Source organism: Micromonospora sp. NBC_01405 (assembly GCF_045040155.1).
Lineage (GTDB): Bacteria > Actinomycetota > Actinomycetes > Mycobacteriales > Micromonosporaceae > Micromonospora.
Genome location: NZ_CP109532.1, coordinates 3,566,244 through 3,580,052, shown reverse-complemented (window position 1 = coordinate 3,580,052; position 13,809 = coordinate 3,566,244). Strand labels below are relative to the sequence as shown.

Genomic DNA, 13,809 nt, shown 5'->3' with positions numbered 1-13,809 from the left:
TGACGGACGAAGCGTGGGCGGCACCCGCCTGATGGCGAGATCAGCCTTCAATGTGTACCGCCCCCTTGACCCACGCCTCTCAGCGCCCAGCCAACCACCGTCAGTTGCCACATGGTTACGAGTGTCCCGCAATTGGTCAAGGCACCTTGGGCCGGTGACGCACGGACGACAAGGCCTCTTCTGTACTCGGGCCCTCATCCGAGGGCGTCGCCGATCTTGTCGTTCATGGTGTCGTCTCCCCCGTCGATGTAGTTGGCGTAACGCGAAGCAGGACGGCGACGCCGTGGCCCAGGCGCCGGGCGACCTCGGTCGGCGGGACCCGGGCACATCCACCCGACGGGCGGATATCTCGGAGACAGCGCCGGCTTGGCAGCGGACCATGTACCGATGCTCAGCGAAGACGCACTTGCCCGCCTCGAGGACGCGAGGCCCCACGTCGGGGTCGTCGGGTCGGGCGAGTTCCCAGGCGTGCCGGACCCGCTCGGGTGTGTCGGCCTGGGCGTCGACGAGCTCAGTGCCGTCGGTGGTCGTGCCGAGCAGGGCGCGGACCCAGGCGCGGGCGTCGTGTTTGTGGTCGGCGAGGGTCTTGCCGGACCAGTCGCGGGAGACGAGGATGCGTCGGCCGCCGATGCCGAGGGTGTCCCGCTGGTGGACCTTTCCCTTGCAGCGGCCCGGCTTGAGCCTCGCGTGCGCCTTCTTCGGCTGGACGCCGTAGAACAGCCAGTTGGCGCACCGGTCGGTGCACGGGGTGAGCCGCAGTGCGTGCCAGAGCCGGTCGAGGTGCTTGCGCTGCCGGTCGGTGGTCGCTTTGTGGCAGTCGCCGGTGTGCTTGGTGATGTACTTCGTGACGTACCGGATGGTCCGTTCGGCGTCGGTGGTGCCGGGCATGACGCCTCGGGCGTCGACCTGGGCGCCGAAGCGGGCGACGTGTACCGGTTCGGCGTCGGGGTCCTCGTCGATGGCGTCGAGGGCTTCCGTCCAGGTGGTCAGCGGGTGGCGGGTGTCCGGGTCGACCCACGCGGAGGCGTCGGCGTCCCAGACCGGGGGGCGGTCGGCGGTGTACCGCTGGACGTCCACGCTCGGCCACCAGACCTGGTGGTAGGTGGCCGCCGCGACGGTGCGCAGGGTGTCGCGGGGGATGGTGCCCCGGATGGCGAAGTGCGCGTGCGGGGCGAGTCGGCGTTGGGGCTCGACGCAGCCGGCGTACTGGACGTTCCAGCCCTCACAGCGGCGCAGGTTCTGCCAGAACCGGTCGAGGAGGCGGGGGAAGTGGACGGCGTCCCAGGCCGCGCGGCGGTAGTCGTACCTGTTGGGGTTGACCGGGGTGCCGTCGGGGCGGACCGGGCCGTACGAGTCGAGGGTGAGCGTGAGCCACATCGACGGCCGGTAGGTGGAGCCGTCGGAGGCGGTGTAGGTCTTGCCGACGGTGCGCCGCTCGACCTTGCGCCGGGGCAGCTCGGGGGCATCCTGGCGCCGCTTTGTGGAGCGCTTGCGCCGGCGGCCGGTGTCCTCGTCGCCCTGGTCCTCGTCGACGCCCGCGTGGGGTGGTCCGACGCGTCCGCGCAGGCCCTCGGCGGCGATGGCTTCCTCAACCTCGCGGATGGCCTCGTCGAGGTCGGCGACCTGGTCGTACTGGCTCGCTCGTACCGCTTCGTCGCGGGAGAACTCCAGGTGTGCGCGGAACAGGATCAGTGACTTCTGCGCCTCGGTGGCGGGTTGTGGACCGGGTAGTGGTTCGTCGTCGCGGTGCCAGCCCTCCCGGATCTGGGCCTGCCGCAGCCGGCGGTTCTTCTTGGCGCACGGCGCGCACTTGTCTTCGCGGGTGGCCCCGCAGGGTAGGTCGATGACCTCGGTCAGGCCGGTGTCGAGGTCGGTGCGGCGCATCGCCAGGGGGCGGACGCAGACGCCGTACTCGGCGGCGATCTCCTTGAGCACGTCGACCGAGCGAGGGAGCGCCATGCGGGCCGCCCGCGACCCCGGCCGAGGAGTGGCAGCCGGGGTCGGGGCGGGTTCGAGGCCGGGCAGGGTCGGAGCGCTCATCGGATGATCCCGACGACGTGCGGCCGGTTCGAGCGGATGACGCCGCGCGGAGGCAGCACCACCGCTGGGGCGGGGACAGCCAGGGCGGGGACGACAGCCGGAGCCGGGACAGTCGGCGGCGCGGGGGCGGCCGGATGCTCGGGGTCGGGGTCGGTGGTGGCCTGCTCGGGTGCCTCGTACCGGTCGGTCGGGGGTTGGTCCGGTTCGGGTGCCGGCGGGGTGGCCGGGGTGTTGGACAGGACGACCTTCACCAGGGCGAGGAATGCCAGGGAGGGCACGGCTGCCACAGTCCAGCCCCACACTGAGGGTTCGGCTTCGGCGACCTGGGCGGCGAGCGACAGCAGCGCGAACGCGACGAGGAGCGAGGCGACCAGGCCGACCGGGCGACGGGTACGACGGCGGGCGCGGAGTTCCAGGCCGAGGTAGATGGCCATCAGTTCGACGGCGACGGCGTTGGCCCAGCCGATCCAGTTCGGTTGGCCGTGGGTGACGGACAGGTCGTGGACGTGGGTGAAGGCGGCGGCGCCGGCCATGGTGCCGATGGCGAGCAGGATCACCAGGCGTACGGCGGATTCGGTGCGCGCGGTCATCGCCACTCCTGCAACGGCTTCTCGCGGATGGTGAGGTCGATGCGGATGCGGCGGTCGTTCATGTCGGGTCGGCGGTTGACCATGTGCGCCAGGCCGTGCAGGGCGGCGGCGGTCTGGTCGGCGGGGCCGACGAGTCGGATACGCAGCGGACGCCGGAACCGGTTGATGAAGCGGGTGAGGGGGTCATGGCGGTTACCTCCGGGCCGGTCGGATGTCGGTGCGGATGTAGTCGGGAGGGGTGCCGAGGGCGGCGACGGCTTCGGAGAGGCAGCGCCACAGCGCCCACGCCTCGTCGGGGGTCAGGGACATGCGGCGCCGGCCGGCACCGACCGCCAGATAGACCGGGTACGGGTCCGGCCGGTCGGGGGCGACGCGCACGGAGACAGCCGTGCTGCTCGCTCCGTCGGCGGCGGGGGCGCGGAGTCGGAAGAAGGTCGGGGTGGTCACCGCGGCTCGCCCCCGTCGGCGTCGAGGATGTTGCGCAGCGCATCGGGCAGTAGCGGCCCGCGATGCGGCCGGGGCAGTGGCCGGCGGACCGGTTCCGGGGTCGACTCGCGGCCGACCTGGGCGAGGATGTCCGCTGCTGTCGGCCGGGGCCGGGTACTGCCGGGCGAGGTCGCGAATGTGGTCGTCGGTGACGTACGAGAACCGGACCCGCAGGGGTTCCGGTGTGCCGTCGAGGATCACGTAGCCCACGCCCTTGGCCCATCGGGGCATCTGGTCGGCCAGGGCACCCCGGTTGCGGGCGCCGTCGCCGAGCACGAGGTCAACTTGCGACGCCTCGGTCAGCCCGAGGGCGATGCGGGTCGGGAAGAGGTCCCGGAACGGCAGCACTTCCTTGCGCGGGTCCTGTAGCGCGGCCACCACCAGGACCCCGACGCCGGCACCCTGGGACAGCAGGAGCCCGAGCGAGCCGGCGATGCGCTTGCGCAGGTCGACGTCTTGCAGGTACGCGGTGAGCGCGGCCATCTCGTCGATGACGACCACGACCAGGGGGTCAGCGTCGGTCGGGGTGTGGACGCGGACCGTTCCGGCGAGCCGGGTTTGCCGTTCTCGCATGACGGTCACGGCCTCGTCGAGGAGGTCGGCCATGGCCTCGAAGGACTTGCAGGCGAACCGGGCGAACATCGGCCGGCCCATGGCGAACTCCATCCCGCCCTTGGGGTCGATCACCCAGAGCCGGACCAAGCCGGAGGTGATGCCGCCGCTCAGCGAGCGGACCAGTGACCAGAGCACCGAGCCCTTACCGGAGCGGGTGGCCCCGCCGATGAGGACGTGCGTGGCGAGCAGGTGCAGGGACCATGTGCCCAGGTCTTCCCGCCGGGCCAGGGGCAGGGCGGTGAGGTCGGGGACGGCCGGGGCGTCGAACGGTGCCACGACCGGCCGCAGGGCATCGGTGCGGACGAGCACCAGGTAGACCACGGTCGGCCGGTCCCGGAACCGGACCCGGTCCACCAGGCCGAGCAGCAAAGCCCAATAGCCGGTACGGGTCGGCGGGTCGTCGGGCCGCTCGGAGTAGACCCGGGCGTGCCGCCGGCCGAAGGCGTACGCGAGGTTCGCCGTGACCTTCTGGAAGTCGGACGGGGTCTGCCCCCGGACCATGCGGACGGTCAGCACGTCGAGGGCCTGATCCGAGCGCACGCGCAGCAACTCGGGCAGGACGGCCCGATGGTCGTACGTCTGGGCCAGCCCGCACAGGGTCATGGCCTCGTGCCACGCCCGCCGGTACACGAAGACCTGACGGAACCGGCCGAGCAGCGGCCCGGCGCACCACCGCCACCAGGACGCCTCGTCGCGCCACCGCCACAGGGCCGACACCGCCGACGCCAGGACCAGCGGCACAACCAGACCCGGCCAGCCGTGGTCGGCGTAGAGGACGACGGCGGCCACGGCCAGGGCGATGGTGATCGGGTGGCGCAGGCACCACCAGCAGGACCGGGCCAGCCAGCGCAGAAGCAGGCCGAGGACGACCAACCACCTTGGCAGCGCGATCCGCTTCGGCCGGATCACCAGCAGATCCCCGGCGGTTGTCATGAGCACCTCGCCGCGCGGCCAGCGCATCATCGCGCACCCCGCAGCGACACGAACCGACCCGAGGAGTCCCGGACCGGAGGGAACGGAAGGACTAGCTGACCGACGCAGCCGGCACACCGACCGTCGGCACCGGTCGTCGGGTCGAATCGGGACTGACACACGTTGCACCGAGGCTGGGCCGGGGCAGGCGAACGCCTACGCTTGGACACGTCACTACCTCTCTCGTCACGAGCAGGGGGAAGAGACGGAGGGCGGGGCTGCCGTCCGCCAAGACCTGACAGCCCCGCCCCCACCTGATGCGGCTACGCCGCCGCCTTATTGGCCACGCCCGCCGGGGCGCGCATCCCGGTCGCCCGCAGCGAGTACGCCATCCGGCCGGTGTTCGACACGTACGGCGTGACCGTCATGCCCTCGAACTCGACGCCCTCGAACGGGGCGCCCGTCGGCGGGACCGGCTGGTAGTTCGCCGAGATCTTCACCGTCGTCTCCCGCGAGCGCTTCCCGAGTTCCGGGTCGAGGTCCATCACCCGGACCTGCCACACCCGCTGGCCGGTCAGCTTGTCCTTCGCCGGGCTACGCCGACCGGTCTTCTCGTCGTAGTCCTCCACCTCGCCCAGCGACTCGGGCACCAACGCGCACCCCGCCGGGAACACGTCCTCACAACGCACGGCGAACCTCGTACCGCCACGCAGAGCCATCGCTCAACCTCCAGCTTATTGACATGTCTGCCAAGTTGAGACTCCAAGGTAGACGGCACTTGGCAGACAAGTCAACAACCCTTCTCAGCTTCCGTGACGGTCGGAGGCGATCGGCCGTCTCATGCGCGGATCGGGCCGAGGCGACGACTACTGGCGTACCGTCCTGAGCTACGCACAGCGCCGATGAAGTCTTGCAAGCAGGCAGCCCTGGCAGCGCTCTCCGTGGCAAGCGGACCGCCAGCAGCATCATGGATTGCACGGAACGGCGCTGGACTCAGCCCTGCGCTCCAAATCCGGCGCGATTAATTCAGCGGCGGGAAGCCGCAGGGGTGACAGTGCAGTGCAATGGTGCAGTAGATACTGCAAGAGTGACAGTGCAGTAGTGCAGTAGATACTGCAAGGGTACCTGTAGAATGCTGTGGTAGGTTGAGTTATGGAAGGTGAAGGTGAGATGCGTTCATCGTTCACGCACCAAGCCTCCACCGGAAGGTGTGGCGACCTGTCGTGACGAGCGAGAGGTTTCCCATGAAAGGACGGGCCCCCACCGTGCCCTGCAGAAGCGAAGGTGGGGAACCCGTCGGGTGGTCGGCTCACCTACCTAGCTAGGTGGGTGAGCCGTCATCCCCATCGCTGAACATTTTCATGATCAGCGATGCCACGATGGACGAGCCGAGCCTGAGTAATAACAAGTCGAGCACGTACATCAGGTGTTGACGCCAGCAGGCGCCGTCCCTATGGACCCGAATCCGGCCCTTGGGGGGCCTGGGCCTCTTGCGGGACTTAGTCACACTCCACCTCCTTGCGGCGACATAAACGGGTCGCCTCCGTCATCGAGGAGGCGACCTGACTGGTTGCGCGTCGCAGAGTCGGTCGAGTTTGACTCGGAAAGAATCATAGCCATACGTGCAGAGAGAATCGCAAGCGACGCTCCTTCATTCGCACGAAATTCTGACCTAAGGCCGATTCCTTGAGTGGCACAGCTACAGGAGATATCGGTCGTAATCAAGTAGCCACGCCGTTTACGACTACGGTTCGCTCCGCGATTTGCATGCTTTAAGCGCTCGATTTGGGGTATTTGCACCGCTATGGAGGACGTGCAGAGGATGCAAGCTTTCGACGAACACTCGCGGCCGGCAGGGGTCGACGACACGACCGTCGAGGCGTTGGGCGAGTTGAGTAAGGCGCTGGAGACGATCCACCGCGTACGCGGTCACCTGTACTCGGCGCACCAGCTCGTCGGCGGTGCGGATCTCACCCTTGACCATGTGGTGAGGCTGCTCCGCGAGGCAGGGCACGACGAGGTGGCCGACCGGGTCGAGCACGAGTTGCTGGGGCGCAATGTGCTACCCGGCCGGTGGACGTTCCAGATCGTGGAGGAGTTCGACGACGGCTACTACGCCGCGTTCCAGGAGATCGAGCGGGACGCGCGGGAGAAGCTGGCCGGCGGCCGGCGGCACATCTACGAGGCGGAGATGAAGGAGCGGCGGCGTACCCACGGGATGCCGGGGCACGAGGCTACGCCGTAGCGCCGCCGCCGAAGCCGTTCGGGATCATCGAGGCCAGGGCGTTGGCTCTGGCCTCGATGATCCTCATTCGCGCCTGATACTCGGCCGGTTCCCGGTGCGCGGCCTGGCTGGTCACCTGGCCGGGCCACTTGCGGTAGAGCAGGCCGTACTCCCGGGTGAAGTAGCCTTCGCTGACCGCGTTGACCGCGAGCAAAAGGCCGGTGTCCTCGGAAGCGGGCAGGGCCATCCAGCCGCCCAGGGCGAAGACGAGATCACGGCGCAGGCACAGCGTCGCCGGGTGCACCGATGCCCGGTAGTCGTTCGCCTGCCAGAACGACAGGACCGCACCGCGGTTGATGAGCCCGCCGGCGGGATCCTTGTCCCATCCGGCGGTTGACCCGTCGGGCAGCAGATCGAGTACCCGCGAGGTGGTCCAGCCGATCTGCGGGTGCGCGTCGAACGCGGCGATGTCCCGGGTGAGCGCGCCGGGGGTCAACTGGTCGTCAGCGTCCAGGACCTTGATGAGTTCCCCGGATACCCGGGAAAGAGCGAGGGTGCGGGCGACACCCGGCCCACCGGGACGGCCGGTGCCGAGCCTGATGCGGGGGTCATCGGGCAGCGCGTCGACCAGGGCGCCGGTCTGCCCGTCCTCTTGGACGAGCCATTGCCAGTCCCACCCGGCCGGCATCTCCTGCTTGACCAGGGAGGCGTACGCGCCAGCAAGGTACTCGATGCTGGGCGCGTGAACCGGGGTGATGACCGAGACGAGCTGCGTCAAGTTTTCCACCGCTGGAGTTTGTGGGAGTAGACAAGCTCAGTCCGGTCGCCCGGCATCACCACGTCGGCCACCTCGACGACCCGGCCGGTGGTGTCGACCGAGGTCTTCCGCACGGTGAGCACGGAGACGCCCGGGTCGATGTCCAGCAACTCGGCCTCATCAGGCGACGGCGGACGCGCGCGGATCTCGTCGTCGATCCGGTCCAGCTCGATGCCGAGCGTGTAGAGCTGGTGTTGCGTTCCGCCCGGCCACGGTTCCTTGGCCTCGTCGAGTAGGTCGGGGTTCACGGCGACCATGTCGTACGGCAGGTACGAGTACGACACGGTCAGCGGCGCGTTCTCGTGCCGGGAGGACGTCCAGTAGACCCGGCGCAGCAGCGGTGTCCCCGGCTCGACGTGCAGGGCCGCCGCCATCTCCGCATCCGCGTCCACCCGGGAATACTCGGCGTGGAACTTGAGGTCATCGACGGTCAGGCCGGTGTCGTGCTCGGTGGCGCCGGTCTTCAACCGCTCGCCCTCGTCGAGCAGGACCCGATCCTTCTCCCACTGGTACCGCTCGGTGTTGCGACGGCGTACCCGCTGGCGGGGTGCGCGCACATAGGTGCCGCGCCCCTGCTCGGCCCGGACCAGGCCCCATTCCCGAAGCTGCCGGATCGCGTTACGCACGCTCGTGCGGGACAGGCCAGACGACTCGGCCAACTCGGTCTCGCTCGGCATCAGGGTGCCGGGCGCCATCTCCCCGCCCATGATCTTCACCCGCAACTCTTCCGCGAGTTGCAGGTAGCGAGGGCGCCAGTCCCGGCCATGCACACCGGCCACCGTACCGCCTAGACGTTCCAACGTCTGCCAGGCGGTCCCCCCGGCCGGCCGCTCGGGAACCGGAGGGACTATTACCGCTGCTCGCGGTGACTGCGCCCGACGCGGGCCAGGGGTACGAGGGGCCGCTACGCCCCGACGACTGCCCGCGTTCACCGCGTCTCCCCCGCCTGTCCGCGCCGAGTGGCCGGCACCCGCATCACCTGTCGTGCGTGCGTCAGCTCCTCGATGAGCCGGTCCACCTGCGCCGCCGACAGGAGGACGGCTTGGGTTGCGCCGTAGCGGGTCGCGTCGAGCTTGACGGCCAGATCCCGGCGCGCGAACCGGTCGACGAGCAGTTGCAAGCTGACCCACCCGGTCCGCTCCCGCCCGATAGTGGCGAGAAGCCCCCGGTGCATCGGGTCGTTCGGTCCGCAGCCCCGGCACCACGTAGGGCACACCGCCGACGCGAACGACGACGGCCAGCCCTTCGACATGGGTTTGCCTTCACTCATCGTCGGCCCCCTGGTCGCCGGCGGCTTGCGCCAACAACCCGCGAAGCTGCTCGACCAGTTCGGCCGCCTGCGGCAAGGACAACTCCGCCCAGGCGTTCCCGCCCCGGCACGTCGTGTGAACCCCAACCATGGGACCCAGAGCACCAGCACCGATGAGGTAGGTAACGACGAGTCCGCCTGCTCGTTTGTCGCCGACCCGGTGCATCGGGCCGCGATGACGGCGGGCCATGTGCGCCATCACTGGCGGCACCAGGTAGCCGCAGCGATCCGGGGTGCACCAGTCCGGGTGGCTCGTGACTTCGGCCGGCTTGCTCGTGCGCCTCATCGCTGCCACCGCCCACCGTTGCCCCGCTCAGCCTGGGCCAACGTCATCAGCGGCGCGTAGCGCAGTACGGGCAACTCTCGCGTCGGAGCCACGGACCACCACGGCGAGGGCAGGACGGAAGCCGTGCGTGGACTTGACGGGATGTTGCTGCTGGCGGCCCGGCTCGGCGTACGTCTCCGAGGCCACCAGGACAAGAACCAGCCGCGCCGACGATGGGAACCGGACATTCGCACCTCCATAGATAGGGAGGGCCGGTGGCCAGTCACGGGGGAGGCGGCCGACCACCGGCCCGGATGAAGGCACGGCGCACCGTTCGACGCAGACGGGTCGGATATCGCCGAGCCAACTTGTACGCGCGGCTACCGCAACCGGTCCGACAGGACGCCGCGCATTAGGTGCGACCAGGGCCGGCCCGAGACCACCCCTGACACGAACCGTCACCCCGGCCGCACACCAGGAAACGTACCTACAAGTGGATGAGTTGTCCATACGACGAAACGGACCGCTTGGTTGGCACTTGGTAAGACAAGTGCCAGGTACGGTGAGCTGGTGCCCACCCCGCACTACGGACAGCCCCGCTACCGCGTCATCGCCGACGATCTGAGGGAACGCATCGAGAGCGGCGCCATCCCGCCCGGATCCCTCTTGCCAGCCGAGAGCGTCCTCACCACCGAATTTCGGGCGAGTCGCGGCACAATTCGCCAGGCCATAGCTGTTCTACGAGAGGACGGCTTGGCTACCACCGAACACGGTAGGGGCACTTACGCAAACGCCTGCTCCTATCAGCACGACTCGGATCGACGTAGCGACCTAGAAACGAGGCAACGCGAGGTTGCTGCCGACGCAGAGCTAGCAGCCCTGTTCGGTGTCGACGTCGGAGCGGCATTGATCGAGCGCGAGACTGTTACGCAGAGAGGAAGAAAGGTCGAGACGGTCATCAGGGCCTATCGGCTACACCCAGTCGGTCAGTAGAAATGCCCGGTCCCAGGGACGTCCCCGCAGCTCATCACGTCAAAGCTCGTAATATCGTTATCACCCTCTATGCATCCTCAATTTAAAGACGCCCCAGCTGGCCGCAGAGGAGTGGACACCGCGAGTCTGGCCCGGCCTCAGTGTGGACAATTGCAGCTTGCCTTAAAGCGGCCCAACCCACCAACCGGCAAGCATTTATCCGGGCCCATAAACGCTTCATCGGGTTTGATGAAGGGGACTCCACACTCACTCTGTAAGGGCAATTAAACAAGCCTCCGGGACGCGCGCTTGTTCAAGCTCTACAAACCGGCTCTCCTCTTCTTCGCGCTCATTGAGAAGAACTATGTCGGCCGTCTCACCAACGGCTTGCAGGCAAACACTGAGACGCCTTCGTGCTTCTATGGCTTCCGAGGTTTTGCCTGGTGGATATACCAGCAATAGATCTACATCCGACCCGAAGCATTGTCCCGCACGGGTCGCGGGACGCCCAGGACATCGCGCTGCACTACCAAAAACGTAGACGGACCAACCATTAGGAATTATTTCGTCTACGAAGCGCTTCACGCTCAGCAGGAGACAGGTACCCGAGAAAAGCTTCTCCATCAAAGTAGACTGCTCCAAGGAACTCAACTGACTTGAAAAGTCCCACGCATCGCCCGGCCGCCAGGGTCTTGGCCTCTGATGAGTAATGGTTGTAGTCCATGGTGGAAACAATGCAGGTAGTTTCAGGGGCCTCAGAGAGGATTTCTTCGACATCGGCGACGCCGACCTCATACGAGCTGGTGAGGTAGACGCGGACATCGGACATGCCTCTCCGCCGAACAACGAGGCGGAAGTCGTCCAACTCCTCAACACTCTCGACAACGGCTCGGGCTTCAAGGTACTTCTTCAAGTAAGCTCGATGCTGTGGCCGCGGACGCTTTGCATAGTACCCAAACTCAGGCATACATTCCTCCAGGGCGCAGTATCATCAATCCCACAACAGACTGTTCAGTTCTTGGGGAAATCGGGGAGCTGCCGGATTGACGATTCCTCCGAGATGGCGATCCTCCATGCCTCTTACATGCATACGCAGTTTGGTTACCACTGGGCGTTCCTGCTCGCTCAAAAGCGCTTGGTTGGCTTCGAGGAGTCGGAGCATCCGTGTGTTGTTGGGCAAAACACGGGCAATAACTTCTCTTCGCCACGCGGCGCTCACATCGCTAAATAGCGCCCTGTTGGCCGACTCCGAGTCAGGTCCATAGGTTTCCCATATCTGTCGATTCTCCGCCAGGGAAAGCTCGAGGGACCGCCGGAGCCCGACACGGCTCTCATAAGTCTGGATTCCAAGAGTCTCCCTTATGCGCGCCTCGTGTGAGTCTTTCCATTCTTTAAGCAGGTCCACCGGATACATGTCTGGCGCGGCGTCAACAATGCTGTGGCAATTCGGGCACAGAAGAATCAAGTTATGAAAAGATGCCAGCTCCGTTTCGATGGCATTGACGTCGTTGCGAGGACCACTCTCGCCCGCTGCTACGATATGTGCTACTTCAGCTAGCTTAACGGCCCGGCCGTCCTCCAACTCGTGCCAAAGAGAGCCGACTGGACACGCGGGCTTATAGCAGTGTCCCGCCCCTGCGGCGATAAGTCGCACCACCGTCTCTCTGGAGATCTTTCGCCCGCGATTAGGCGCGCAGCGGCTTGATACCGTCTCTGTCACACTGTTGAGCATCTCATGGCGGGCAACCTAGCTGACATGCTCCTAACGGGGGAGCACTGGCCGAGCGGATGGCTATCGCTCCGATGGATGCTTGCGAAGGTCGGTGCAGTCCTCGACCTTCCTCATGAGGTGCTGGGGTGTCGGCCATCTGTACAGCAGCCAAGTACAGCAACGCCACGGTCCAGATCAGGCCGACGCTGAACTAGGCCGTGTGACCTTGTACGGGACTTCATCGGACCCAGTTGCTATCAGCTGCTGACCAGAAGGCCACTACTTAGGGGAACCTCTACGGCGGGGTGCATGACTGTCGACAGGAACGCCAACAACCGCCTCGGCCTAGAGCGCGCGTCAGCAGCCGGAACGAACAGCCGCCCGAGGTCGCGAACCCGGACAGACGACGCCAGACGACCTGCACAAATCTTGTAAGCGAGATGTCTCGCCCCGATTGCCTAGTCCCGCCCTGCTGCCGATTTCCTCTGTTCTGGATCAAGGCGCCGCGCTCCGCGCGGCGCGGGCGGAAGCCGGCCGGCGGCAATCCGCCCCGGCCGCCTCCGGCGCCGGGGCGGTGAGCCACCGACACCCGCCGGCCGCCGCCCCGTACGACAGCCCAGACGCCTCGACGACCACCCGGCGGTACGGAAGCCGAAGCAGTCGGCCTGCTCGCACCTCAGGGCTTCCGGCTGCCGCGCCAGTCCAACCCCGGGACTGGCTTGCCACCGGCCTACCCACCGCGGCCAAGTCGTACCCGAGACGTCCTCTCAGACGCCCACAGCCGCCCGGCCCGGCTCAGCCCTCACGGCCCACCAATCCCAGCCCAAGAAGGCTCAGCGGCAAGATCGACCTGCCCACCATCTGCCCACAACCAGCCGTAGACGGCTGGACTCAGCCGGACTCGGCCAGACAAACGACAACGGCCCCCGATCAGCATTCCTGCTGGTCAGGGGCCGTTCTCGCACCTGGTGGCGGGTAGAGGATTCGAACCTCTGAAGCTTTCGCGACGGATTTACAGTCCGCTCCCATTGGCCGCTCGGGCAACCCGCCAGGGCGTCGCCACCGCGCTGTGCGCGGCAGCGGAGCCAAGGATAGCGGTTACTCCCGGGCCCGGCGCAACCGGGTACCGTCAGGGTGTCGTGCCGCTGGTCGGCGGGCGACGCGTACGAGCACTGACCGCCCGGACAGCAGGAGCATGAGCATGGCAGCGAATCCGTCGTTCGACATCGTGAGCAAGGTCGACCGGCAGGAGGTCGACAACGCCCTCCGCCAGACGGAGAAGGAGCTCGCGACGCGGTTCGACTTCCGGGGCACCGGCGCGGAGATCTCCTGGTCGGGCGAGGAGGCCATCAGCCTCCAGGCGGAGACCGAGGAGCGGGTCCGGGCGGCCCTGGACGTCTTCAAGGAGAAGTTGGTCAAGCGGAACATCTCGCTGAAGTCCCTCGACGCCGGCGACCCGCGTCCTTCCGGCAAGATTTTCAAGATCGACGCCAAGGTGATCCAGGGCATCGACTCGGACAAGGCCAAGGTGATCAGCAAGAAGATCCGGGAGGAGGGCCCCAAGGGCGTCCAGGCGCAGATCCAGGGCGACCAGCTTCGGGTCACCGGCAAGAAGAAGGACGACCTCCAGGCCATCATCGCCCTGCTCAAGGGTGATGAATTCGGCGTCGCCCTTCAGTTCACCAACTACCGCTGACGCGGTGGCGACCGGCCGCCGCCCTCGGGGGCCGGCCGCCACCATCGGTACCCGGCGACAACTGCGCGCCCGACAGTCGCCAAAGGCGCGGCTCGCGAGTACCACATTCGCGTCCGATCCAGCTTCTGAGCCAAATCGGGGACGGAGGCTGCAGCCCGTGTCGCCGGTCCGG

General features: G+C 67.2%; 12 protein-coding genes, 1 tRNA gene and 2 pseudogenes. 3 read left to right on the top strand and 12 right to left on the bottom strand.

Annotated elements, in window-relative coordinates; all coding sequences use genetic code 11:
* Positions 1-426 precede the first annotated feature (426 nt).
* The 5 genes and pseudogenes from OG559_RS15330 to OG559_RS15310 form a co-directional block, all read right to left on the bottom strand.
* Positions 427-2,040 (bottom strand): annotated as a pseudogene (locus tag OG559_RS15330) (replication initiator); the annotation flags it as partial.
* Positions 2,037-2,630 (bottom strand): DUF2637 domain-containing protein, encoded by a 594-nt coding sequence (locus OG559_RS15325; protein ID WP_405116219.1) that lies wholly within the window; start codon positions 2,628-2,630, stop codon positions 2,037-2,039. The gene OG559_RS15325 and the pseudogene OG559_RS15330, both read right to left, overlap by 4 nt.
* Before the next feature lie 192 nt (positions 2,631-2,822).
* Positions 2,823-3,077: a hypothetical protein gene (locus tag OG559_RS15320; RefSeq protein WP_405116682.1), complete on the bottom strand. Its 255-nt coding sequence runs from the start codon at positions 3,075-3,077 to the stop codon at positions 2,823-2,825.
* Positions 3,078-3,461: 384 nt separating this feature from the next.
* Positions 3,462-4,232: pseudogene (locus tag OG559_RS15315) on the bottom strand (FtsK/SpoIIIE domain-containing protein); the annotation flags it as partial.
* 734 nt (positions 4,233-4,966) lie between these two features.
* Positions 4,967-5,362: a transcriptional regulator gene (locus OG559_RS15310; RefSeq protein WP_405116216.1), complete on the bottom strand. Its 396-nt coding sequence runs from the start codon at positions 5,360-5,362 to the stop codon at positions 4,967-4,969.
* Between the two features lie 1,073 nt (positions 5,363-6,435).
* On the opposite strand from OG559_RS15310, the gene OG559_RS15305 reads away from it, so the two are divergent.
* Positions 6,436-6,888, top strand: a complete 453-nt coding sequence (locus tag OG559_RS15305; RefSeq protein ID WP_405116679.1) for a hypothetical protein — start codon at positions 6,436-6,438, stop codon at positions 6,886-6,888.
* Here the strand turns inward: OG559_RS15305 and OG559_RS15300 are convergent.
* From OG559_RS15300 to OG559_RS15285, 4 genes are all read right to left on the bottom strand, one after another.
* The gene (locus OG559_RS15300; protein WP_405116213.1) at positions 6,878-7,654 is read right to left on the bottom strand and encodes a glycosyltransferase family 2 protein; all 777 of its coding nucleotides are present in this window, start codon (positions 7,652-7,654) and stop codon (positions 6,878-6,880) included. The genes OG559_RS15305 and OG559_RS15300 overlap by 11 nt on opposite strands.
* Positions 7,642-8,463, bottom strand: coding sequence for a GntR family transcriptional regulator (locus tag OG559_RS15295; RefSeq protein WP_405116210.1), 822 nt, complete (start codon positions 8,461-8,463; stop codon positions 7,642-7,644). Before OG559_RS15295 ends, OG559_RS15300 begins: the two co-directional genes overlap by 13 nt.
* A 149-nt stretch (positions 8,464-8,612) precedes the next feature.
* Positions 8,613-8,954, bottom strand: coding sequence for a precorrin-4 C11-methyltransferase (locus tag OG559_RS15290; protein WP_405116207.1), 342 nt, complete (start codon positions 8,952-8,954; stop codon positions 8,613-8,615).
* Positions 8,947-9,279, bottom strand: coding sequence for a hypothetical protein (locus OG559_RS15285; protein ID WP_405116204.1), 333 nt, complete (start codon positions 9,277-9,279; stop codon positions 8,947-8,949). The genes OG559_RS15290 and OG559_RS15285 overlap by 8 nt, the downstream gene beginning before the upstream one ends.
* A 549-nt stretch (positions 9,280-9,828) precedes the next feature.
* Between OG559_RS15285 and OG559_RS15280 the strand changes: the two genes are divergently transcribed.
* Positions 9,829-10,251: a GntR family transcriptional regulator gene (locus tag OG559_RS15280; protein ID WP_405116202.1), complete on the top strand. Its 423-nt coding sequence runs from the start codon at positions 9,829-9,831 to the stop codon at positions 10,249-10,251.
* Positions 10,252-10,783: 532 nt separating this feature from the next.
* On the opposite strand, the gene OG559_RS15275 is transcribed toward OG559_RS15280, so the two are convergent.
* The 3 genes from OG559_RS15275 to OG559_RS15265 form a co-directional block, all read right to left on the bottom strand.
* Positions 10,784-11,143, bottom strand: a complete 360-nt coding sequence (locus tag OG559_RS15275) for a hypothetical protein (RefSeq protein WP_405116199.1) — start codon at positions 11,141-11,143, stop codon at positions 10,784-10,786.
* 78 nt (positions 11,144-11,221) lie between these two features.
* Complete coding sequence (locus tag OG559_RS15270; RefSeq protein ID WP_405116197.1) at positions 11,222-11,962, bottom strand: hypothetical protein; 741 nt, start codon at positions 11,960-11,962, stop codon at positions 11,222-11,224.
* A 945-nt stretch (positions 11,963-12,907) separates the two neighbouring features.
* Positions 12,908-12,991: transfer RNA gene (locus OG559_RS15265), tRNA-Tyr, on the bottom strand.
* A 151-nt stretch (positions 12,992-13,142) separates the two neighbouring features.
* Between OG559_RS15265 and OG559_RS15260 the strand changes: the two genes are divergently transcribed.
* Positions 13,143-13,637 (top strand): YajQ family cyclic di-GMP-binding protein, encoded by a 495-nt coding sequence (locus OG559_RS15260; protein ID WP_405116195.1) that lies wholly within the window; start codon positions 13,143-13,145, stop codon positions 13,635-13,637.
* Positions 13,638-13,809: the final 172 nt, after the last annotated feature.

Coding starts and splice junctions, on each gene's coding strand:
- OG559_RS15325 (WP_405116219.1), bottom strand. CDS start 2,630: ATGACCGCGCGCACCGAATCCGCCGTACGCCTGGTGATCCTGCTCGCC.
- OG559_RS15310 (WP_405116216.1), bottom strand. CDS start 5,362: ATGGCTCTGCGTGGCGGTACGAGGTTCGCCGTGCGTTGTGAGGACGTG.
- OG559_RS15290 (WP_405116207.1), bottom strand. CDS start 8,954: ATGAGTGAAGGCAAACCCATGTCGAAGGGCTGGCCGTCGTCGTTCGCG.
- OG559_RS15285 (WP_405116204.1), bottom strand. CDS start 9,279: ATGAGGCGCACGAGCAAGCCGGCCGAAGTCACGAGCCACCCGGACTGG.
- OG559_RS15270 (WP_405116197.1), bottom strand. CDS start 11,962: ATGCTCAACAGTGTGACAGAGACGGTATCAAGCCGCTGCGCGCCTAAT.
- OG559_RS15260 (WP_405116195.1), top strand. CDS start 13,143: ATGGCAGCGAATCCGTCGTTCGACATCGTGAGCAAGGTCGACCGGCAG.